This window comes from Paenibacillus sp. DMB20 (assembly GCF_000987955.1).
In the GTDB taxonomy this organism is placed as follows: domain Bacteria; phylum Bacillota; class Bacilli; order Paenibacillales; family Paenibacillaceae; genus Paenibacillus_AQ.
Genome location: NZ_LAZU01000022.1, coordinates 32856 through 53538 on the forward strand (window position 1 = coordinate 32856; position 20683 = coordinate 53538).

Here is a 20683-nt window from a genome sequence, read left to right on the forward strand (position 1 = left end):
TCGAACCTCAATGGGCATTCTATAAACAATTTTCCCCAAATTCTCATAATTTAGTCATGCCGGCCAAAAGAAATCTCCGGCCCATGGCTAGGATCCGGAGATTTATGAACGGCTTGAATGGATGAAATCCTCAAGGTCGCGGTCCGCCTTGGACTGATTGCACTCCATGCAGGCGCAGACGCAATTGACGGGAGTCGTATGGCCTCCCTTGGCCCGGGGAAGCAAGTGGTCAATCGTATCGCCGTACCTCCCGCAAAAATAACATGTGTACCCATCCCGCTCCAGAACATACTGCCGGAATCCCTTGTTGGTATACAAACGGCGGATCGTGTGGCGGTTCACGACCACGGCGGCACCCTCCATGACCAAAATAACGGCCAGCTCCAGATCGATATCCTGCTGCCAGCGCCGTCCCTTATCGGTTTTTCCGCGCATACGGATACCGCCGGTTCGCATCGGCACAAGCTGCGAGACATCATACGGGTCCGGATGGCCGGAAGCAGCCATGGCCCGGACCGGCCGGGGCGGTTTGGGCGGCTGATGATGCCTTCGCTCAACCGGCTGACGGCTCTTTCCCTGGATGAGCGGCTTTGCTGCTTCTTTAAGGACAGCCTGAGGAGCCGACGGGACAAGCGCGGCGGCACGGGCCTTGGCACGCTTCCGTGCAGCCCTCCGTTTTTGCGAACGGCTCAGCTGCTGGGGCGATTCCCCGGGCTGAACAGCCCCCGAATCTACGGCCGAACGTTCTTCCATGGGAGGCAAGCTCCCCGGTTCGCCCGATTTCAAAGCATCCGCCGAGCGGGAAGTATTCTCAGACTCAGAACTTTTTTTTCCTGCGGCAATCGCGACACATCCCGCGTCTTGCATTCGGCCCGGAACGGCGTCCGGTTCTCCGTCGAAATTCGGACAAAGGCTGAATTTTTCCGCAAGAAGCGCACGTTTTATGTTGTTGATCCATAGGTTGTTTCATTTCGTTCATCGGCATTAACGCCGGAGATGCTCCGGCTGGTCACCCCAAACCCTTTATGGTGAAAGTGTGTTTTCCCTGATCATTATACCGCAAATAGCAGGCCTTCACTCACATGCTTCTGCGGTGGCGGACGCTTGAGCTTCCGATCCGTTTCCCCAGCAGCTTGAAGGCTTCCTGAAATCCCCAGAATATAATCGTTCCCAGCATAAAGGGCCACTTGTATGCATCCCATGCGCCCACTCCGGTAAACAGGGAGAATAACCAGCCTGCAGCCACGCCGCCCAGCAGATAAGTCACTGGAGTCATCCATGGGAGAACCCACTTGGGCGCGCCTTCAAAAAAACGGAGCAGAATGCCGTCGATCAGCATGGACAAGGGAATGCCGAGAACCAGATACATTGGAAACAGGATGATCCACCCGGATAGAAACAGCCGGAACATCGAAGGATATGAAATTCCCGCTTCCCTCAAATCAACCGGCGTATAATCCATGCAAGCCCCTACCAGACAAATCAACAGCGAGGATAGCAGTGCTGCCCAAAACTTTGCCATTTCCATTACCTCCTGCGGCTCTTGATTCTTCTTGGAGCCTCTTTACCTTAATAACACGGTTAGGGGACCCGATGTTTCATAGATGACTGTCGGGAAACGCCTCGTTTTGGCGGAGCAGGTCCAAAAAAAACCTCAACCGCCTTGGTATGGTACGGTGTCGCCTGCGTAATTAAGGAAAAATGCCTTCTGACGGGGGCGCCTTCAGGCTTAAGCATCTTTAGCGTGCCCAGCGAAATTTCTTTTCGAACAGCCCAGTGCGACAGCAAGGTTACGCCGAGTCCCGCCTCCACCGACTCTTTGATAAGCTGGGTACTGCCGAATTCCACCCTGATATTCGGCTGAAAATGACGGTCGGCAAACATCCGCTCCGCCGCACGCCGCGTCCCCGATCCGCTCTCGCGAACAACCCACGTCTCGTCCTTCAACTCGGATATACATATCCCGCTTTCCTTAGCGAAACGTTCATCGGCCGCCGGCACAATAATAAACATTTCATCCTCCGCAAATGGCTCGATATATAACTTCTCATGCTGATACTCGCCTTCGATAATCCCGATTTCCGCCTCATGGTTCAGTATCATTTCCGCCACATCCGCCGTATTCCCGATTTGAATTTTCGGTATAATGAGCGGATACTGCTTACGCAGATGCGCGAGAAGGTGCGGAAGCACGTATTCCCCAAAGGTATAACTGGCACCGATCGAGAGCTCGCCGCTTGCCCGGTGCAGCGCATCGTCGACCAACGCTTGCATTCTCGTATACATGCCGAGAATATTTTTGGCATGGTGAAATACGATTTCCCCGGCCTGGTTCATTCGGACATATTTATTGCTCCGTTCCAGCAGTTTGGCGCCCAAGGAACGTTCCAGCGATTGAACGTACTGGCTGACGGCCGGCTGGGTCATGTTCAGTTCCTCTGCGGCCCGGGTAAAATTGCCCTTCTCCACCACGGTCACAAACACTTCCAATACCTGATCCATGATTCGAACTCCCTTCGATCTTTCTTCCATAAAAGCAGCATATCATAAGTATTCACTTATGGTTATCATCATAACAATTTATTTTTCTTATCTATTTACTTAAGCTACCATGAAATCAAACCAACGGAACAAATCGGAGGTTACAACCTATGAATAAACCCGCCTACCAAACCCTAATGCAGCCGCAGCCGCAAAGGCAGCGGGAGCCCGGGACCCGAAGCGGGGCACTTGCCATGGCCGGCGGCATCGGCTTTACCTTTATGATTGCGCTGATCGGGTACGGCCTGTCATCCTTGCCGGGCCTATCGATTCTTGGGCAGCTTGCCTGGGCGATTCTGATCGCTGCCGCATTCCGCCAGCTGTGGGGGTACCCTGAAGCCGTCCGGAGCGGAGTTCAGTTTACCGCCAAGAAGCTTTTGCGGCTCGCCATCATTCTTTACGGTTTGAAGCTGAACATTGCCATCGTATTCAGTCAGGGGCTAGGACTCCTGCTGCGGGACGTCGTCACCGTCATTTTCGCCATCCTGATGACATTGCTGATTGCCAAATGGCTGAAGGGAGACCACTCCTTGTCCCTCCTGCTCGGCATCGGCACAGGCGTATGCGGAGCCGCGGCCATTGCGGCCGTTTCCCCGATACTGAAAGCCAAGGATGAGGACACCGCGCTTGGAGCGGGGATGATTGCCTTTATCGGCACGGTTTTCGCCGTCGCTTACACCCTTCTCCAGCCGTTTCTGCCGCTGACGCCGGAACGGTACGGCATATGGTCAGGCATTAGCCTGCACGAGCTCGCCCATGTCGCCTTGGCCGCCGCTCCCGCCGGCGAAGATGCGCTGGCGGTCAGCCTGCTTGCGAAGCTTGGCCGGGTATTTCTGCTCATTCCGCTGAGCCTTGTCCTGATGTACTGGATGCGGCGGACCGGTCGGGTCGAGAAAGGCTCCAAGCTTGAATTCCCCTGGTTCCTCCTTGGCTTTATCGCCTTGAGTTTGCTCGGCAGCGCGGAATGGGCCGGACAACCGATCATCCAAGACAGCGTGAAAGGATGGATAACCAAATCGGCATCCTTTGTGCTCGCCATGGCGATGGTAGGCCTCGGCCTGAATATTCATCTGCAATCCTTGCGGAAGGCTTGGCGCCCGCTGCTTGCCATGAGCATCGCATCCGTCCTCCTGTCCCTGCTGGCCTTCTGGATGTCGTGATGCCTTAGTTTCGTTCCCAGGTACAAATGCAAAAAGAGCAGAGATTCCCGTTTTCGGGAAAGCCTCTGCTCTTTTTTTAGGAAGCACCGATATTCGCCCCTCAGAAGCTCCTCGCAGCCTAACATGATTGGGACAAACGACGGCAATCATGCCGAATTGATTATGCAATGCCCGGTCCTGTCTTTTTCGACCAAAACCTGGACAGAATAGAACTGACCGCTTTTTCAGCGGGATGAAGCGTTTGGCCCCTCATTCTTTGGGGTAACGACATACAGAGTGCAGATTTAGAGGAGATGGAAAATTTGCAAAGAAATCATACCATCATGCAATTTTTTGAATGGCATATCGAAGCGGACGGAACCCATTGGAAAAGACTGAAAGCTGCGGCCCCCGAGCTCAAACAGGCCGGATTCGACTCCGTCTGGATTCCGCCTGTCACGAAAGGACTGTCTGCCGAGGACAACGGCTATGGCGTATACGATTTGTACGATCTCGGCGAATTTGATCAAAAAGGCACCGTGCGCACCAAATACGGTACCAAGGAGGAACTGGTTGAAGCGATCCGTGCTTGCCGCGAACAGGGGATCGTCGTATATGTCGACCTCGTCATGAATCATAAAGCGGGGGCGGATGCCACCGAACGCTTCAAGGTTGTCCAGGTAGACGAAATGGACCGGAACAAGGATATTTCCGGGCCGTTTGAAATCGAAGGCTGGACCCGGTTCACTTTTCCGGGCCGGGGCGATACATACTCGCCGTTCAAATGGAACTATACCCATTTTAACGGGACCGATTACGATGCCGCCTCCAAACGGACCGGCATTTTCCGCATCGTCGGCGACCATAAAGCCTGGGGCGAGCATGTGGATACGGAATTCGGCAACTACGACTACCTTATGTTTGCCAACATCGATTACGGCCACCCGGATGTGCGGCGCGAAATGACGGAATGGGGCAAATGGTTGGTCAACACCCTGCAGTGCGGAGGCTTTCGCCTGGACGCGATCAAACATATCAACCATGACTTTATCAAGGAATTTGCAACCGCCGTAAAAAAAAGAACACGGCGAAGACTTCTATATCGTCGGTGAATTCTGGAATCCCGATCTGGAGGACTGCCGCCGTTTTCTCGATACGGTAGACTACAAAATCGATCTGTTCGACGTCTCCCTCCACTACAAGCTGCACGCCGCTTCCGAGGCCGGAAACCGGTTCGACCTGCGGACCATTTTTGACGATACTCTCGTTCAGTCGCACCCGCTGAATGCCGTCACTTTTGTGGACAATCACGACTCCCAGCCGCAGGAGTCGCTGGAATCGTGGGTAAAGGACTGGTTCAAGCAAACCGCCTATGCGATGATTTTGCTTCGGAAGGACGGCTACCCCGTCGTGTTTTACGGAGACTATTACGGCATTGGGGGCGATAAACCCGTACCCGGCAAGAAGATGGCCATCGATCCGCTGATGTACGCGAGGTACCATAAGGCTTACGGCAAACAGGAGGACTACTTCGACCATCCGAACACCATCGGCTGGGTCCGGCTGGGGATACCCGAGATCCCGCGCTCCGGCTGCGCCGTCGTTATTTCCAATGGCGATGAAGGCAGCAAGCGCATGAATGTAGGAAAGGAACGTGCGGGGGAGGTATGGGTGGATCTCACCAATACGCGAAAAGACCGCATTACCATCGGGAATGACGGCTTTGCGGTCTTTCCGGTGAACGGCGGAAGCGTGTCCGTATGGGCTCGGCCTGAACAGGACGTGGAGCCCAAGCCGAACCGGAGATAACGCCCGGGCCGTACCCTGAGGATCTAGCTTCTAAGCTGAAACTTGCGACGCAGTCCCTCGCCCAAAAGGTTGAAGGTCAGGACGGCCAGCATCATGGCACATGCAGGGTAGAATACAAAGGCGAACTTGCCCATGTATATTTCGGTCCGGTGGGTGGAAATCAGCGTCGCCCAGTTGAACTGGGTGTTTACAAATTGCATGGTGTAGTAATTGACTTCCATCCATTTCTGATCCAGAAAGATGTTCAACACCGCCAGTTGGCCCAGCAGCACCGTCACTTTGCCCAAATCCGCGCAAAAATTGACGATAAGCTCCGGCAGCATGCCTGGTATGTAATAGGCGCGGATCATTCTCTTGGAGCTAAGGCCGAGCGCCTCACCGGCTTCCACATAGGTTTCCCTTGAGATGCAATCGGCTTTCGCCTGCACCGTGACGGCAACCCTTCCCGCCTCGACGACCGCCAAAATGAAAAGAGACCAGAACAGCCGGTTTGGCGAGAACAACAATACCGGAAGCGCTAACAGCAAAACAACCGAAAAAATGGAAGGCAAGTAGGAGAACACCTGGTTCAGCAACGCAACGAAAAAATGGAAAAATCCTTTTTTCTTCCGTGCAAGCAGACCCAGCGGTACGCCGATCGCATAACGAATGACCGTAATCCCCAGTATGATGTAGATGGTTTCCTTGGCAGCCATCACGAGCTTGCTCAAGTTATCGACGCCTTTCTTGTCGGAGCCGAGCAAATTTTTGGCCGAGGGCGCGAAGGCGGGCATTTCCAGCTTTCCTCCGGGCTTATCCACCCATCTGAAGGTTTCCCGCTTCAAATCTTTATCGATCATAGGCAGATGCGGCCCCGCAAACATGACAAAAAGCAGAAAGAAAAGGAGCCCTGTGCCAATCCATAAAGGAACGTTTTTTCTTTTCTTCATGATTATCACCCCTTACACCGGATCGAAATATTTTCGGGCAATTTGGCTGATCCACTGCACGATCAAGACGAGCAGCATGAAACAGAACGTGATGCCGATAATGATGCCGGCCTCATAATCCGGACCCGTTCCGGTATAGGTACTGAAGTCCATGGCCATGTACAGCCGCCAGGCTGCGCCGGGGAAATTACGATAAATCTCGACCATCAGCAAATTGGCCAAAATATATACCAGCAGGGTCGGCAGCTGCGTGAGCAGCGTGCCCATGCTTCCCCGCAGCATGTGCCGGAACAGGATCACCCGGTTGCTGAGTCCCTTCGCTTTTGCAAACAGCAGATAAAGCTTCCCGTCCTGGGCCGCAAGCGAACCCGCGGTGATGCTGGCTATATAGACGATCGGATATAGGGACACGAGCAGGGTCGGAATAACGAAAGCCTCCCAGCCTTCATCCGCGAAAAAGCGGACGGACTTGACGTTCCTGATAATAAACCACTGGATAATTAGGAGCACAAAAAAAATCCGGCATGGATTGAAAAAGCCAAGTGGTCCAGTTCCCCAAAATGTTAAAACGGGTCTTGGACAATCTGTAATCGGCAATTCCCTTCAGAATCCCGAAGATAAAACCAACGACCAGTGCACCGCCGATGACGGCGAGGCTTTTTCCCATCGCCCGGACAACGGCTTGTCCGGCCGTTTCGCCGGTATATCTGCTATAACCGAGGCTCTTGTTCTCAAATAAATCCGTGAAAAATTGCTTCACATTCTCCCCAAGCTTTCCGAGTTCCGTACTGTAGCTGGCAACGACTTTATGACCGTCCATAGAAAGATCAATTTGCCTGGGATACAGCACGACAAGGACAATCAGCAAAAATGCGAGCAAGGCGATCACCAAAGACCGCAGCATTTGCGTTCTTAAACGCGTCATGATCTTACGACCTCCTTAAATACTCCTGTATACCCTTATATTGGATTATTAAATTATGTAAAATTAGACCACACTCTGGAGATTTCGTCCATACAAAGAATATAACATTAAGCAAATTCTCCTATAAAAAAAACGGTTACCCGCCCCAGGACGTTTGGAAACGAGGGCTCCAGGCAACCTTTTTTTTGTAAACGATTGCAGATTTGCTTAAGCCCCTCCGATCTCTTCAAAGATAGCAAGGGCTTTTTGGGCAGCCGCGAAAAGATGATAATATACATACAAAGTAATAGACGCTTAAATTCGAATGCCAATACGTACCTTACCGCAAGGAGGAGAAGTGAAGATGTCCATTTACGATTTCGAAGTGACGACGATCAGCGGCCGGTCCCAAACGCTGGAGCCTTACCGGGGAAAAGTGCTGCTGATCGTCAACACCGCCACCAAATGTGGTTTCGCCCCCCAGTTCGACGGATTGGAAAAGCTGCATCAGTCATATCGCGACAAAGGACTCGCCGTGCTGGGATTTCCATGCAGCCAATTCATGAATCAGGAACTTGCGGCCAATTCGGACATTGCCGAAGCTTGCAGAATCAATCACGGGGTTACCTTCCCTTTGTTCTCCAAGATTGACGTGAACGGCAGCAGCGCCCACCCGCTGTTCAAATACTTGGCTTCCGAAGCGCCCGGGGCCTTGGGGACGAAGACCATCAAATGGAATTTCACGAAATTCCTTGTGGACCGGAACGGCAATGTCGTCAAAAGATTCGCACCGGCCGATGCGCCCGAAAAGATGGAAGGCCATATCAAGAAGCTGCTTGGTTGACCAAGGCTGTCCCTTTAGGCTACGGTGACATCCCGGAAGCCCTGCCGGTGGCGGCAGGGCTTCCGAGAACGGACTTCATCCGCAGCCCGAGGGCTCATACCGGGACATCTTCGGAACCGTCTTCCCGCTTTGTGCGCCAGGCAGCGCCTATATACAGATCGCGGATATCAAACAGCACGCGGGAGACCGGCATGTTTTCCAGCCGTGGGGGTAAATCGGCCTTCTTAACGCTTTTAATACGTATCAGCCTGCTTCGTTTTTTGCCTTTCTTCACTCGTAAGCCCCCTTTTCTTTTTCCGGCCGAAGAAGAGGAACGATCGGACGATTCGGGCACCTTCGAGTTCGAAGGGTTCCTTCCTTCAGGGGCCGTAAGTTCAATATAAAGCGGGTTGTCGCAAGGCTCCAGGGGAAGTCTTGCGTCCGGGTATGCCGTAGGCTTCCTTTGTCTCCGCTCCGTGATCCGCTTCGGTTCCTCCAGCTTGCCGGCTGCCAGAACGCAGCACTCCAGGTTTGTTACCGGCTGCTTGACGACAACAAAATGGTACATGACTTCGTCAACCCCATCAAGATGGGCGGTTCCCCCGAAGTCGTTGCCCTGCGATCCGCAGTCCGGTTCCCTGGAACCCGGAAAGTAGAACATTTCCATCCGCAGCAGACGGAAACCGAGCTCGGGCATCTCCGGCATGTACACCGGCGCAAAGCCGAAAGTCGCTTCCAAATCGGCTCGGTAAGTCTTTGAACATATATAGAATGGCGTATATTCATTAAAATACGTCCTCATGGCCGGGTTGGCCAGGTGAAAGGCGGCCAGCGAATAAGGAGCGACGACGCACACCAGCGCTTTATGCTCGCAGATCCGGTAGATCTCCCGCATCACGGCGGTCAAATCGCGGCAGTATTCCAAACTTCGGTTCGCCATCACGAACGAAACGGCATTATCCATCAACGGGATGGATTGTTCGAAATCATGAACCAAATCCACATGTTCTCCGGGTCTGATATCTATTCCGGTGCAGTCCGCATGCTTATCGCCGCCGCAGCCAAGATCGATTCTCAAGACGGACGCCCCCTCTCAGTACAGCTTATGCCTTGACGGCGCAAGCGGAGTGGGCTGATGTTCCCCCTTCATGTCAAAACCGCATAAAAGCCCGAACAACTCCGTCAGAGAGCGGAATCCTTCCCTCCAGCAGCCTTATCCGGTTTAACCGGTAATTCGGCGTGAAAAAATCCGGCCGATGACCAACCGAATAACTTGACGTATCCACGAAATCTTTTTTCCGGACATGCAAAAAGGCCGAAGAACCCTCCGGCCTGCCCCTGATCGTGTATTCTTAACAGTTCTGCCCGTTCCCGGCGCTCTGCACTTCTCCTGCGCCCTGCAAGTCCCGGGCACGGCTGCCGGCCAGTATGACAAGCGCACTTAATAAGGAGTACACAATAATTTTCCTGCTCAGCAATTGTTTGTCGTTCACGCAGCCAGCCCCTCTCCGTCCAAGGTCTTCAACTATAGAACACCGGAAACGGCGGAAAGTTTACCACTTTTCAGGGGAATTATGAACATTTAATGGCAAATGAACTAACTTCAGTATTTGAAAAGCTGAATAAGGTGAACTATCTTCGCTTTTTGCTGCCGACAACGCTTTGCGGTGCATATGTTCTGGCCGGCAAGGCTTTTCGGATGACCTGATTGGTCACTTCGGCAAGCACGAGTCCCAGCGCAATGGCACCGGATATCATAAAAGCCTGCGCTCCGAGCGAGACGGCTTGGTCATACTCGTTCTGTGCAACATGCCGCAGCGCGTCATAGGCAAGCCCGCCCGGCACAAGGGGAATGATCCCGGATACGCTGAATACGATGATTGGCGTTTTGTATTTTTTGGCAAAGTAGTGGCTGATAATGGTTACCCAAAAAGCTGCAACGACCGTGGCCGTTACCGGCTTGACCTCCAGATCCTTCAGCCAGATGTACAGCAGCCAGCCGACCATGCCGGCAAAACCGCATTGAAGCAGCGCCTTGCGCGGCGCGTTAAAGATCATGCCGAATGCGACGGAGGCGATAAAACTGGTGACGAGCTGTTGAGCGTAAATCATCATGGGAATTTTTTCGGCCTCCTCTAGTAAAATGAAAGCATAAACGCAATGCCCGCACCGATCGCAAAGGAGGTAATAAAGGCTTCCGCCCCTTTGGACAGCCCGGAGATCAGATGCCCGGCCATGAGGTCCCGGATCGCATTCGTGATCAGCAGTCCCGGCACGAGAGGCATGACCGAGCTGATAATGATCACGTCGATATGCGAGCCAAAACCGTTTTTGACCATCCACACGGCCATCAGCCCGATCATGAGCGCTCCCGAAAATTCGGCAAAGAAACGGACCTGAACCATGCGGTGCAAAAATACCGAGCAGGTAAACCCCGCTCCGCCGGCGATGGCAGCCGGTACGAAGTCGTTCCAGCTTCCGTTGAACATTATGAGAAAACAGCCGCTTGCGATGGCCGACATCAGGATCAGCAGCCACATCGGGTAATTCGGCTTTTCATGCTCTACGTCCTCCAACGCCCGGTAAGCCTCGCTAATGGTCAGCTCTCCCAGGCTGATGCAGCGCGATATCGTATTGACACGGTCGATTTTATATAAATTGGTGGTGCGGTCGGAAATCCGGATCAGCCTTGTGATATGCTGCGGCTGTTCCAGCGAAAAAAGTATGCCTGTCGGCGTCATGTAACTGTGGCTGTTCTCGACCCCGAAAGCGGCGGCGATTCGCGTCATCGTATCTTCCACCCTGTAGGTTTCCGCACCGCTTTGCAGCATTATTTTGCCGGCCAGCAGGCAGACCTTCATAATTTCATGCTCCTGTTGCAGCTCGTCCAACGCCGTTCCTCCCTGCTCATTGATCCGTATCGCTTGAACCTGCCTCTATTATAGTATGATTGCTTCTTCTTGTAAGTATCATCGCGTTCTATCTTTTTATTTGGAGCATGCGCCGGAATGGGTACGGATCATCGGGCAGCTTCAGCCGTTTCATTATCTGGTGAAAGCCATGGGAATCGCCGTGAATCCCGGAGATATCCATCCTCCATTTGGGTGCCTCTCCCCATTCTTGCCGCTTTTACCGTGACCGGCTTGCTTCTTGCCGCATTTACCTTCCGCTGGGACAACGATGTCCCGGCCGGCCCGAAAAAACATCGCATTCAGGAAGCTTCCTCGGCGTAACGCCAAATTCAAAAGAATCCATGCCCCTTGTATAAAAGGCCATTTCCGAGGTATACTGGAATAAATATAGCCATCAGGCCGATGAAGAGCATCCAACTCCGAGGCGTTCTCGTCAAGGGGATTTGAAGGATACGATCTGCGTATGGTCGTCTCTCCCCCTAAGTTTACCGGCTTTCGCCCGTTACCGCGAAATCAAAGTGGATTGAACCCTGAGGTTTTCGGCGGTTCGATCAATTTGGGTGGCACCGCGAGCGTTCAAAGCGTCCCTCGTCCCATACGGACTAGGACGCTTTTTTTATTTTTATCTCAAAAGGAGCGTGGGTGTCATGCTGGACATGAAGGAATTCAGGGAACGAAAGGAACGGCAGGCGGAGCTGCAGCGGGCGGCCGACCTGAAAGGGATTGATTTTACGGTGGCGGCGCTGGTAGCGGCGGATGAAGAACGCCGGGCCCTGCTGATGGAGGCGGAGCGACTCCGCCAGAGCCGGAACAAACACACGGAGGAGATCAGCCGGATCATGCGGGAGGGCCGTAAAGATCAGGCTGAAGCGGTAAAGCAGCAGGTGAAGATGATCAATGAGCGGCTTGTGCTAATAGAGGAACAGCTGCGCGGAGCGGAAACCGAGTGGACGCGGCTCATGCTGCTGGCTCCGAATACCGTTTCGCCCGACACCCCGGAAGGACGAAGCGATGAAGACAACGTAGAAGTGAAAAAAGCCGGAGAGCCGCCGGCATTCGGCTTTGACCCGAAAGACCATGTGGAGCTCGGGGAACTGCACGGCTTGTTGGATATCCCGCGCGGGGTTAAAACGGCGGGCACGCGGAATTACTACCTGACCGGCAACGGGGTGCTGCTTCACCGAGCCGTACAACAGCTGGCGCTCGATTTGCTGGTGAAAAAGGGCTTCATCCTCTACGACGTACCGCTTATGGTTCGCACCGAGGCGATGAACAACACGGCTTTTTTTCCGCTGGGTCAGGATCAGACCTTCCGGATCGACGGGGAGGACAAATGGCTTGCCGGCACCTCGGAGGTTTCGCTCGTATCGTATTACGGCGGCGAAATTGTCGATGTGACCGAGCCGCTCAGGCTTGCGGCCGCCTCGCTCTGCTTCCGGAGCGAAATCGGCTCGGCCGGGCGGGATGTGCGCGGCCTGTACCGCGTGCACCAGTTCGCCAAGGTGGAGCAGGTTGTGCTGTGCGAAGCCGATACGGAGGTGTCGGAGCGGCTGCACCAGGAAATCACGGCGAATGCCGAGGAACTGCTGCAGCTGCTGCAGCTGCCCTACCGGATAATGGCCGTCTGTACCGGGGACATGTCGCAAAAGACTTATAAGCAATACGACATCGAAACATGGATGCCGAGCCGGGGCGCTTACGGGGAAACCCACTCGTCGTCGAACCTTCTGGACTTCCAGGCCCGCCGCTCGAACATCCGTTACCGCGACAAGGACGGCAAGCTTCAGTACTGCCATACCCTCAACAATACGGCTGTTGCTTCGCCCCGCATCCTGATCCCTCTGCTGGAAAACCATCAACAGGAGGACGGATCGATTACGATTCCCAAGGCGCTGCGCCCATATTTGAACGGGTTGGAACGGCTGACGGTATAAACGAAAGAATAAATCGGCAAAGAAAAGGGACTCCCGCGAGGAAGTCCCTTTCTTTAGATATAGAATTTAAAAGTTATCAGCGGAGCTGATGGAATTCTATATCGCAAGAAAAAACTTCCGCTAAATGCGGTCTGTCTTCTGTGAAGTACGTCGATAGACGTTTTTCTTATTGGAATTCACTTAATTTATGCTGCCTCCGACCTCGATCTGCTCACACGGTCCATGATCACTGCAATGGCTCCGTCTCCGGTTACATTGCAGGCCGTGCCGAAGCTGTCTTGGGCGATATAGAGAGCAATCATCAACGAAGTCAGCGTCGTATCAAAGCCCAGCATCGATTCCAGCAGTCCCAATGCCGCCATGACGGCTCCCCCGGGAACCCCGGGTGCGGCAACCATCGTAATCCCGAGCATGAGAATGAACGGGAGCATCGTCCCCATGGAAGGCGTCATGCCCGTCAGCAGCATAACCGCCATGGAACAGCTGACAAGCGTGATCGTGCTGCCTGAAAGATGAATGGTTGAGCATAGCGGGATGACAAAATCGGCCACCTTTCCGTTGATCCCGTTTTGCTTGGTTTGACGAAGCGTGACCGGAATGGCGGCTGCGGAAGACTGGGTACCGATCGCAGTAAAATAAGCCGGAAGCATGTTCTTCAGCAGGATGAACGGATTTTTTCGCCCAATTTGCCCGGCCGCCAAAAACTGCATGATCAGGTAAATCACATGCAGGGCGATAACCATCACGAATACCTTTGCAAATACGGACAGGATCACCGTCACTTGGCCACCGTAAGCCAGATTGGCAAACACGCACATAATGTGATAAGGCAGCAACGGAATAATGAGAGCGTTAATCAGCTTCTCGACAACCTCTCTGATATCAACCAGGACCTTTTGCAATGCCTGTCCATTGATGACAGCCGACCCCAGACCGAGCGTAAAAGCAAGCAGCAAAGCGGTCATCACTCCGAAAACAGGCGGCATTTCAACCTTGAAAAACGGCTCCAGGAGCGCTTCTTCCGGGTTGGCAAAAGAATTAACCAAACCGCCTGAATCCAGGATGTACGGGTACAAGAGACTGGCTGCCAAAAATGCTAAAATCCCCGCGATAATCGTAGATAAATAAGCCAACCCTGTCGTCGCGCCCAACAAACGACCGGCCCCTTTACCCAATTCGCCGATCCCGGGAGCAATAAACCCGATGATAATTAACGGAATCGCAAACCCCAGGAAATTCCCGAACAGCCCGCTAAAAGTCGCTGACCCGGCAACCAGCCATTCCGGCGAAATCGACCCGATCCCTATGCCAAGAACGATTGCGATAAGGATTTTGGGCAGCAAGCCGAACTTTCTCTTTCTCATGTTGTTCTATCCCCCACGAATGCAATTCATTGAATGTCCGCCCCGTGCGGACGATGTCCATTGGACACGGAATGAACAAAACATATCACATTCAGGAAATCGTGTCATGAGTTAAAATATGACAATATCGCTGTTCCCGTTGTTTCCGTTATTTGTTCAAGGGAATAGGCACTGCCAACTGTCTTTGATCAGTCCCGCACGAAAAAGCCGGCCAGATCCATGATTTGATCTGACCGGCTTCTTCAGAACCCTTGCTAAGTATGCCTGCATTATCCTTGCATTGCCGGCTTTCTACATCTGATCATTGCAGATAAAGCTGAATCGCCTTACTTCTTAACAGCCGTCTCTGCAAACTTGATCAAGTCTTCTTTGGTAAGCGGGTTGCCCGGGTTGGTCGTGATGTTGTATACATGATCCTCATCTGACCAAGTCAGTACATTTCTAACCCATTCAGGATGCTTCTTGGCTGTCTCGGCATCATAATCGTCCGATGTGTAGTACCGGTATTCGCTGCTCGACTTATCCTTGTCAATCTTGTGGGATACTTGCATTTGCAAATTGTCTTTTCCGTTGGCAAATTCCAGATTGATTTCGCCCATTTCCTTCCAGTCAAACTTTTTGTAATAAACGCCTTTTCCTTGGGCCTCAGCTTCAGCTTTCACTTCTTTTTGATACTCCGCGCGATTCTTGGCAATCGGAGGCTGAATGTTTCCTTTCACAAATTTATATCCTTCAGGCAGACCTTCCGGCTTTTGGAGCACAGGACCCTGCAGTTTGGTTGCCTGGTTCAGGTAATCCTCATAATTTGTGAATTTGAACATATCCAGGTAATACAAGAATTCAGAGCCGCCATTGAGATTCTTATCGCTTACGTACAAGAGATACAGATCTCCCGTATTTTTTTGCTGCAGTTTTTGGCTGAGTTCTTTCTTTGCCGCTTCAACCGCCTTCTGATCAACAGCATGAGCTTTCGCTGTGACCGCCTGTGCGGAATTATTGACCGTAGCTGCCTCCGTCATATTTGCGGTGCCAAACAGCATCGCGATACCTGTTGCGACAACCGCCGCCTTTACTGGAAATTTCATGTGTATATTTCTCCTCTCGTTTCTTATACTTAAGTGATGTGAGAAGGCTAGGCTTATCATTTGGGATCCCTTTGTGCCAGCTTCTATGATATAAACACAACCCGGGAAAATTAGGTTCACTCTTTTTGGGCAATTCCAGAAAAAATATCAATAAGTTATGAATCTCCTATAAATGATCTGCCCGGGAATCGGCATCATCTTATATAAAACGTCTATCGACGTACTTCCTCAGAAGACAGACCGCATTTAGCGGAAGTTTTCTTGCAATATAAGGAAAGCTGCGTCTTTCGAAACTTATAATCTTAATTAAAAGACCGGCCAGACTCATCATTGAGTCCGACCGGCTTCCCTTCATGCCTTTGCTATATACCGTTGTCTTGCTTGCTCCTACGGCAAGACCAAGCCGTTTTATTTCTTTACCGCTTCTTCCGCGAGTTTAATCATTTCTTCTTTCGTAAGCGGGTTGCCCGGGTTGGTTGTGATGTTATATACATGATCCTCATCTGACCAAACCAACGTGTTCCGAGCTAAGTCAGGGAATTTCTTGACTGTCTCGGCATCATAATCCTCCGGCGTGTAGTACCGGTATTCACTGTTCGGCTTATCCTTGTTAATCTTGTAGGACACTTGCATTCTCAAATTGTCTTTTCCGTTTGCAAATTCAAGATTGATCTCGCCTATTTCCTTCCACTCAATCTTCTTGAAATGAGCAGCTTTTCCTTTTGCCTCAGCTTTGACTTCCTTCTCGTATTTATCCTTATTTGCCACTGTAGGAGGTTGGATATTGCCTTTTACAAACTTATATCCTTCAGGCAAGCCTTCCGGCTTTATTAGCGTTGGACCTTTCAGCATACCTGCTTGGTTTAGATAATCCTCATATGTTTTGAACTGGAACATGCTCATATAATACATAAATTCATTCCCGCCATTCAGCGCTTTATCCCGTACGAACAAGATATATAAATCTCCTGGATTTTTTTTGTGCGAGCTTCTTGGAAAGTTCCGCTTTGGCGGCTTCAACAGCCTTTTTTATCAGCAGCCGACGACTTTACCGCCATCTGTGACGATTTATTGGCCGCCTTGCTTACGGCTGCTTCCGTCATATTCACTGATCCAAACAACATCGCGATTCCTGCTGCGACAACCGTCGCTTTCATTGCTTTGTTCATAAGTATTTCCCCTCTCCTTTATACCTTGCGCGTATTCTATAGAAAGGTCGTAAGACCATGCTGGCCGTCATCATTAGGAACCTCTGCCGTGCCAGCTTCTATGATAGAAACACAGCCCAGGAAAATTTGGTTCACTTATTTTTAAAGAAATGCAAAACTGCATCCTTTCCCCTGGCTCTTCCTTCTATACCAGGAAATTCCTGCAAATGTGCAGCCTCTTGCGTCTATTCAGGCGGAAAACGCCAAACAAGCCGACGCCGATGAAGGATCGACGCCAGCTTGCTGTCTTGCTTTCGGTTAAGGAGCTTCTCGCCAAGTGAATCTTTAAACCTTGAGTTTCCCCCATGCTATCCGCATATTTCACTCACGCAAGATAACGGGGCATGTTATTGCAGCTTTAATGCAAGATTTCGGTCCGGATGCCAGATATGATAAATCTTGATATAAAGTTCAAGTTCAGTTCCGTCAAACCCCGGGAAGACATTCACACGCTCGTTGGAGACCCACGGAGTGCTTCCCTCTATATAAACAATTCTGGAGAGGATTTGTTCGCCTTCCTGTTCATAATAGGTTTGATCAATACCTCCGAATCGTTCATTCGTGCTGCCCGTTTCCACATAGAGCTTTCCGTTTGCTTTGTAATAAGTCCACTTCACGGGATAACCTTCAACGTCAGTGGTGACCGTTTGTTTTTCACCGGATATATTCTTAAGCATAACCGGATGCGCGTAATCTGACTTCGACTCTTTCTCATTTTGGAGCATCAGTTCCATCGGCGTATCAGAAGTAACTTGAAGATCCGGCGGAACATCAAACAGCAACGTCTTCATGTAAGGCTCAAGTTCATCTTCGCCCCCGTTCTCTAATGCCATGTATCCTTCGAGCTTCCGGCCGTTGATGGACAAAAAGGTATTTTCGAAGATTGGGTATTGATGCGCCTTCGGGGGTTGGATCTCAATCCGGATACCTGTCGGCCTAATAATCAGCTTGCGAATGGTGGAAGTTCCAAACGATGTTTCAAAAGGAATATTCAGTTCTCGCGTAACCGAGGCATTCAAAGATTTCTCTTTATTCAGGTTTAAAGTTCCGACATTCCACTCTCCATCTATTTTTTGCCCCTCCACCAGGTAAACCAAATCGAATGTGATGCCTTTCTGGTTGATATCTTTCCAACGATAATAATCCTTCGATCCATAAACTCCGTCCGCATCCGGCCAAGCCGCGCCCAGCCTCTCCGTTTTCACCGGTTTACCGTCTTCCATGACCTGGATTCGCGGCGAGGCCGTATCCGCCGCTTGCTTATTCATATATCTAAGAGATGACTTGATCTGTACTCCCTCGGCCCCTTGATTCACCACCTCAATGTTCAAGGCGTCGATCCCGTCTTTTTTTAATCGGGAAGGTCTGGATGCCGTCTCGCGAAGGGTCCAGGTTAAGCGGAACCCGCTTGTCACGGTACTCCTGCAGCCCCCGCACAATCAATTGCACATCCGTCTCTACGCCGGGAAATGTCCAAGCCGTTTCGAAAAAACCGTTATATTGCTTATTCTCCGTGTCCCATCTATGCGAGTAATATCCATTTTTCCAGTACATCTTCATGTCTCGGCCGCCCTTGACCTGCGTGATTTTCTCCCCATCCGCTTGGCGCAGCTCTACTTCGGAAAATCCCCACTTCCGTGCCTGTTTGTCTTTCGGATCAAAACTGTACAGCAGCGTGGTCCCGTTGTCATCGGACACCGCTGAATCAATAGTAAAGGTAACGTCACTTGCAGTAACGCTCTTGTTAAGCGTTTGTCCGAATCCTTGATCAATCGCCGTTTTCAATCCCGGCCGAAACGTAAAATCCCATTTTCCGGACATGGTAGCAAGCACTGGGGTCGCAATAATAACAAAAGCAATCGACGATAGAAAAGCCAGACGGCGTCCATGCAAAAATCCAGTGCGTTTTGTCCGTTTAACCACTACAGGCGCTTGTTCCTGTTGCCTGTCAGCCGCAATTTTAAGCCACATCGCGTCAAAGTCCGGGTAGGTGTGGTTGCCTTCACCGCCCAGTTGCTGTGCAAGAACTTTCTCCTCGGGTGCCTGCTTGCTCATATTCCGCACCATCCTTTCCTCTGATCGTTTGCTTTTTGGCAGTATGCCCTAACGGAAGTTCTTCCTCATCGAGCTCGTCCATCATGTTCTTCATCAGCTTTAGCCCTCTATTCAATCGGGACTTCACCGTGCCGAGCGGGATATCCAGTACCTCCGCGATATCTGCCAAGGGCAGATCATTGGTAAAGCGGAGCATGACGACAACTTTGATTTTATCCGGCAGCCGGTCCATGCGGCGCTTCCACTCATCTTTGGTCTCCTGCTGCTCTACCAAGGTTAATGTGGACGGTGCAGCCTTATCACGCTGGAATAAAGTGAGCATCGCCTCTTTCATTCGTCTCGTCTTGCTCGCCCGTATATGATTCAAACAATGATTGACGGTAATACGCATCAGCCATGTCTTGAGATACTCTACCTGCTGCCACCCGGAATTGAGCGCCTTCATAAAAACCTCCTGGCATACATCCTCCGCATCCGACGCATTGCGCAGCATATAGTAACAGGTCCTGTACACGTCCTTGTTGTACTGCTCAAAAAACTCCCTGTCCGTCAAGCACGCTCTCCACCTTTCTTGTGCTCTACTATATTAAGTCAACAACTCAGAGAGAAAAAAGGTTCATTTCCTAATATTAAAAGTTACTGAGTCGAAATTTGATAGATGGCATATTTTATAGTATACATATGATAAGGAATTATTTGGGAAGGGAGTGAACAGAACGTTGCTATTTGGAAATCGCAAGCAGCGGTCATACCCGGTGGGGGTTTTTAGTAAACACTGCTGGAGGAATGAACACGCTGTTTATTTGTTGCGGTATCCAAAGCCGATACAATCAACAGAATTTGGAGGTTCTTATGTCTCTTCCCAAAAAAAAAGTGGTCTATCTACCGTAAAATAATCGTTTGCTTAACCAGCCTCATTGGAATCTTTATATTGATCGCCGGATCCTATTTGGGATTTTTACACCATAAAGCCATGTCCGCCGTACATAAAATCGCAGCTTCCGATTATTATGCCCCGCAGCAGCGGGAAACGACCGAGGCGGTACTGCAAGCAGAAACGGAAGACGTCACCGAAGACGATATGAAACCGATGACGATTCTGCTTGCCGGGACCGATAGCCGCGAGGGCAGCGGCGGAACGATGAATACCGACGTCATGATGCTCGTGACGCTGAACCCCGCTACCAAATCGGCCAGCCTGTTATCCATTCCGCGCGACTTGAAAATTACGCCGCCTGGCCGGTCGAGCCATAAAGCGAATTATTTCTATGCTCACAACTACATTCAAAATAAAGCTACGGCGATGACCGAAACGAAGGAATTTTTCAGCGACTTGTTCCACATTCCAATCGACTATATGGTACTGATCAACTTTGACGGTTTCCGGCAAGCGGTGGATGCGGTCGGCGGAGTCGACGTCGATGTGGACATGGAAATGCACTATATCGACACCGCAGATGGCACGCATATCGATCTGAGCAAAGGTTTTCAGCATCTTGACGGCCAAAAAACGCTGGATTTTGTCAGATACCGCAAATCGAATGACGGATCATCGCCTTCGTCGGACTTCGACCGCAACAAGCGGCAGCAGGAGGTTTTGAACCAAATGCTGGACAAGCTTACCTCGCTGAATGGGATCGGCCAATGGGGCAATATCCTCGACATTGTCGGCGACAACGTCAAAACGGACATTCCCGAGAAAAGACTAAAGCGCTGGCTGTTGAACTTCAACAAAATGAAGCCTGACGCGACCAACCTTCTGACTGTGGAAGGAAATTGGAAAAGCCCGTTTGTCTATTGGAACAAGGACGATTTGGAGAAGGCGATGGAGACCATGTATTCCACGCTGGACATGAAACCGAAGAACTATGACCTGGGGAGATATATAGGGTTATATACGAAATCGAAGCAGAAGTAAGTGCGAGACGCAAAAAATCCACAACCGCGGATGGTTGTGGATTTTTTCGTTTTATTCCGCGT

22 protein-coding genes and 1 pseudogene are annotated in these 20683 nt (G+C 51.2%); 6 read left to right on the forward strand and 17 right to left on the reverse strand.

All coding sequences use genetic code 11. The features are described 5' to 3' along the window. Positions 1-102 precede the first annotated feature (102 nt). The 3 genes from XI25_RS32065 to XI25_RS09950 form a co-directional block, all read right to left on the reverse strand. On the reverse strand, positions 103-753 hold the full coding sequence (locus tag XI25_RS32065) for an HNH endonuclease (RefSeq protein ID WP_235439803.1): 651 nt from the start codon (positions 751-753) through the stop codon (positions 103-105). 325 nt (positions 754-1078) lie between these two features. Then, positions 1079-1522, reverse strand: coding sequence for a hypothetical protein (locus XI25_RS09945; RefSeq protein ID WP_046678462.1), 444 nt, complete (start codon positions 1520-1522; stop codon positions 1079-1081). Positions 1523-1581: 59 nt separating this feature from the next. Beyond that, positions 1582-2502, reverse strand: coding sequence for a LysR family transcriptional regulator (locus XI25_RS09950; protein ID WP_082112306.1), 921 nt, complete (start codon positions 2500-2502; stop codon positions 1582-1584). 149 nt (positions 2503-2651) lie between these two features. Here XI25_RS09950 and XI25_RS09955 point away from each other — a divergent pair, with 149 nt between their 5' ends. Further along, positions 2652-3701, forward strand: coding sequence for a YeiH family protein (locus XI25_RS09955; RefSeq protein WP_046678463.1), 1050 nt, complete (start codon positions 2652-2654; stop codon positions 3699-3701). Positions 3702-4003: 302 nt separating this feature from the next. Continuing rightward, positions 4004-5489 (forward strand): annotated as a pseudogene (locus XI25_RS09960) (alpha-amylase). A 23-nt stretch (positions 5490-5512) separates the two neighbouring features. Here XI25_RS09960 and XI25_RS09965 read toward each other — a convergent pair. Genes XI25_RS09965 through XI25_RS34485 form a run of 3 tightly spaced genes read right to left on the reverse strand, consistent with a single transcriptional unit; the run spans position 5513 to position 7343 of the window. After that, the gene (locus XI25_RS09965) at positions 5513-6418 is read right to left on the reverse strand and encodes an ABC transporter permease subunit (RefSeq protein WP_046678464.1); all 906 of its coding nucleotides are present in this window, start codon (positions 6416-6418) and stop codon (positions 5513-5515) included. Between the two features lie 12 nt (positions 6419-6430). Next, positions 6431-6928: an ABC transporter permease subunit gene (locus XI25_RS34480; RefSeq protein WP_235439804.1), complete on the reverse strand. Its 498-nt coding sequence runs from the start codon at positions 6926-6928 to the stop codon at positions 6431-6433. Further along, positions 6864-7343 (reverse strand): hypothetical protein, encoded by a 480-nt coding sequence (locus XI25_RS34485; RefSeq protein WP_235439805.1) that lies wholly within the window; start codon positions 7341-7343, stop codon positions 6864-6866. Before XI25_RS34485 ends, XI25_RS34480 begins: the two co-directional genes overlap by 65 nt. A 343-nt stretch (positions 7344-7686) precedes the next feature. On the opposite strand from XI25_RS34485, the gene XI25_RS09975 reads away from it, so the two are divergent. Next, on the forward strand, positions 7687-8166 hold the full coding sequence (locus XI25_RS09975; protein WP_046678465.1) for a glutathione peroxidase: 480 nt from the start codon (positions 7687-7689) through the stop codon (positions 8164-8166). 94 nt (positions 8167-8260) lie between these two features. On the opposite strand, the gene XI25_RS09980 is transcribed toward XI25_RS09975, so the two are convergent. The 4 genes from XI25_RS09980 to XI25_RS09990 all read right to left on the reverse strand — a co-directional run bounded on the left by XI25_RS09980 (position 8261) and on the right by XI25_RS09990 (position 11006). Further along, on the reverse strand, positions 8261-9223 hold the full coding sequence (locus tag XI25_RS09980) for a class I SAM-dependent methyltransferase (protein ID WP_052759549.1): 963 nt from the start codon (positions 9221-9223) through the stop codon (positions 8261-8263). 274 nt (positions 9224-9497) lie between these two features. Beyond that, positions 9498-9638, reverse strand: coding sequence for a hypothetical protein (locus XI25_RS33325; protein WP_160308900.1), 141 nt, complete (start codon positions 9636-9638; stop codon positions 9498-9500). A 139-nt stretch (positions 9639-9777) separates the two neighbouring features. Beyond that, positions 9778-10257: a threonine/serine exporter family protein gene (locus XI25_RS09985; protein ID WP_046678525.1), complete on the reverse strand. Its 480-nt coding sequence runs from the start codon at positions 10255-10257 to the stop codon at positions 9778-9780. Between the two features lie 23 nt (positions 10258-10280). Further along, entirely contained in the window at positions 10281-11006 is a 726-nt protein-coding gene (locus XI25_RS09990; RefSeq protein WP_082112312.1) for a threonine/serine exporter family protein, read from the reverse strand. A 147-nt stretch (positions 11007-11153) separates the two neighbouring features. Here XI25_RS09990 and XI25_RS09995 point away from each other — a divergent pair, with 147 nt between their 5' ends. Together XI25_RS09995 and serS are read left to right on the forward strand one after the other, a co-directional pair. After that, entirely contained in the window at positions 11154-11378 is a 225-nt protein-coding gene (locus tag XI25_RS09995; protein ID WP_046678467.1) for a hypothetical protein, read from the forward strand. Positions 11379-11704: 326 nt separating this feature from the next. Next, positions 11705-12991, forward strand: a complete 1287-nt coding sequence (gene serS / locus XI25_RS10000; RefSeq protein WP_046678468.1) for a serine--tRNA ligase — start codon at positions 11705-11707, stop codon at positions 12989-12991. A 185-nt stretch (positions 12992-13176) separates the two neighbouring features. Here the strand turns inward: serS and XI25_RS10005 are convergent, their stop codons facing one another. From XI25_RS10005 to XI25_RS10030, 7 genes are all read right to left on the reverse strand, one after another. After that, positions 13177-14355: a dicarboxylate/amino acid:cation symporter gene (locus XI25_RS10005; protein ID WP_046678469.1), complete on the reverse strand. Its 1179-nt coding sequence runs from the start codon at positions 14353-14355 to the stop codon at positions 13177-13179. 326 nt (positions 14356-14681) lie between these two features. Further along, positions 14682-15440 (reverse strand): DUF4367 domain-containing protein, encoded by a 759-nt coding sequence (locus XI25_RS10010; RefSeq protein WP_046678470.1) that lies wholly within the window; start codon positions 15438-15440, stop codon positions 14682-14684. A 408-nt stretch (positions 15441-15848) separates the two neighbouring features. Beyond that, positions 15849-16394, reverse strand: coding sequence for a DUF4367 domain-containing protein (locus tag XI25_RS31255; protein ID WP_052759550.1), 546 nt, complete (start codon positions 16392-16394; stop codon positions 15849-15851). A 62-nt stretch (positions 16395-16456) separates the two neighbouring features. Next, a complete protein-coding gene (locus XI25_RS33330; protein WP_160308901.1) occupies positions 16457-16609 on the reverse strand; it encodes a hypothetical protein in 153 nt (50 codons plus the stop codon). A 386-nt stretch (positions 16610-16995) separates the two neighbouring features. Continuing rightward, complete coding sequence (locus XI25_RS10020) at positions 16996-18063, reverse strand: hypothetical protein (RefSeq protein WP_160308902.1); 1068 nt, start codon at positions 18061-18063, stop codon at positions 16996-16998. Continuing rightward, positions 17969-18703: a DUF4179 domain-containing protein gene (locus tag XI25_RS10025; RefSeq protein ID WP_046678472.1), complete on the reverse strand. Its 735-nt coding sequence runs from the start codon at positions 18701-18703 to the stop codon at positions 17969-17971. The genes XI25_RS10020 and XI25_RS10025 overlap by 95 nt, the downstream gene beginning before the upstream one ends. Further along, the gene (locus XI25_RS10030) at positions 18651-19256 is read right to left on the reverse strand and encodes an RNA polymerase sigma factor (RefSeq protein ID WP_046678473.1); all 606 of its coding nucleotides are present in this window, start codon (positions 19254-19256) and stop codon (positions 18651-18653) included. The genes XI25_RS10025 and XI25_RS10030 overlap by 53 nt, the downstream gene beginning before the upstream one ends. A 378-nt stretch (positions 19257-19634) precedes the next feature. Here XI25_RS10030 and XI25_RS10035 point away from each other — a divergent pair, with 378 nt between their 5' ends. Beyond that, positions 19635-20621, forward strand: coding sequence for an LCP family protein (locus XI25_RS10035; RefSeq protein ID WP_052759551.1), 987 nt, complete (start codon positions 19635-19637; stop codon positions 20619-20621). Positions 20622-20683: the final 62 nt, after the last annotated feature.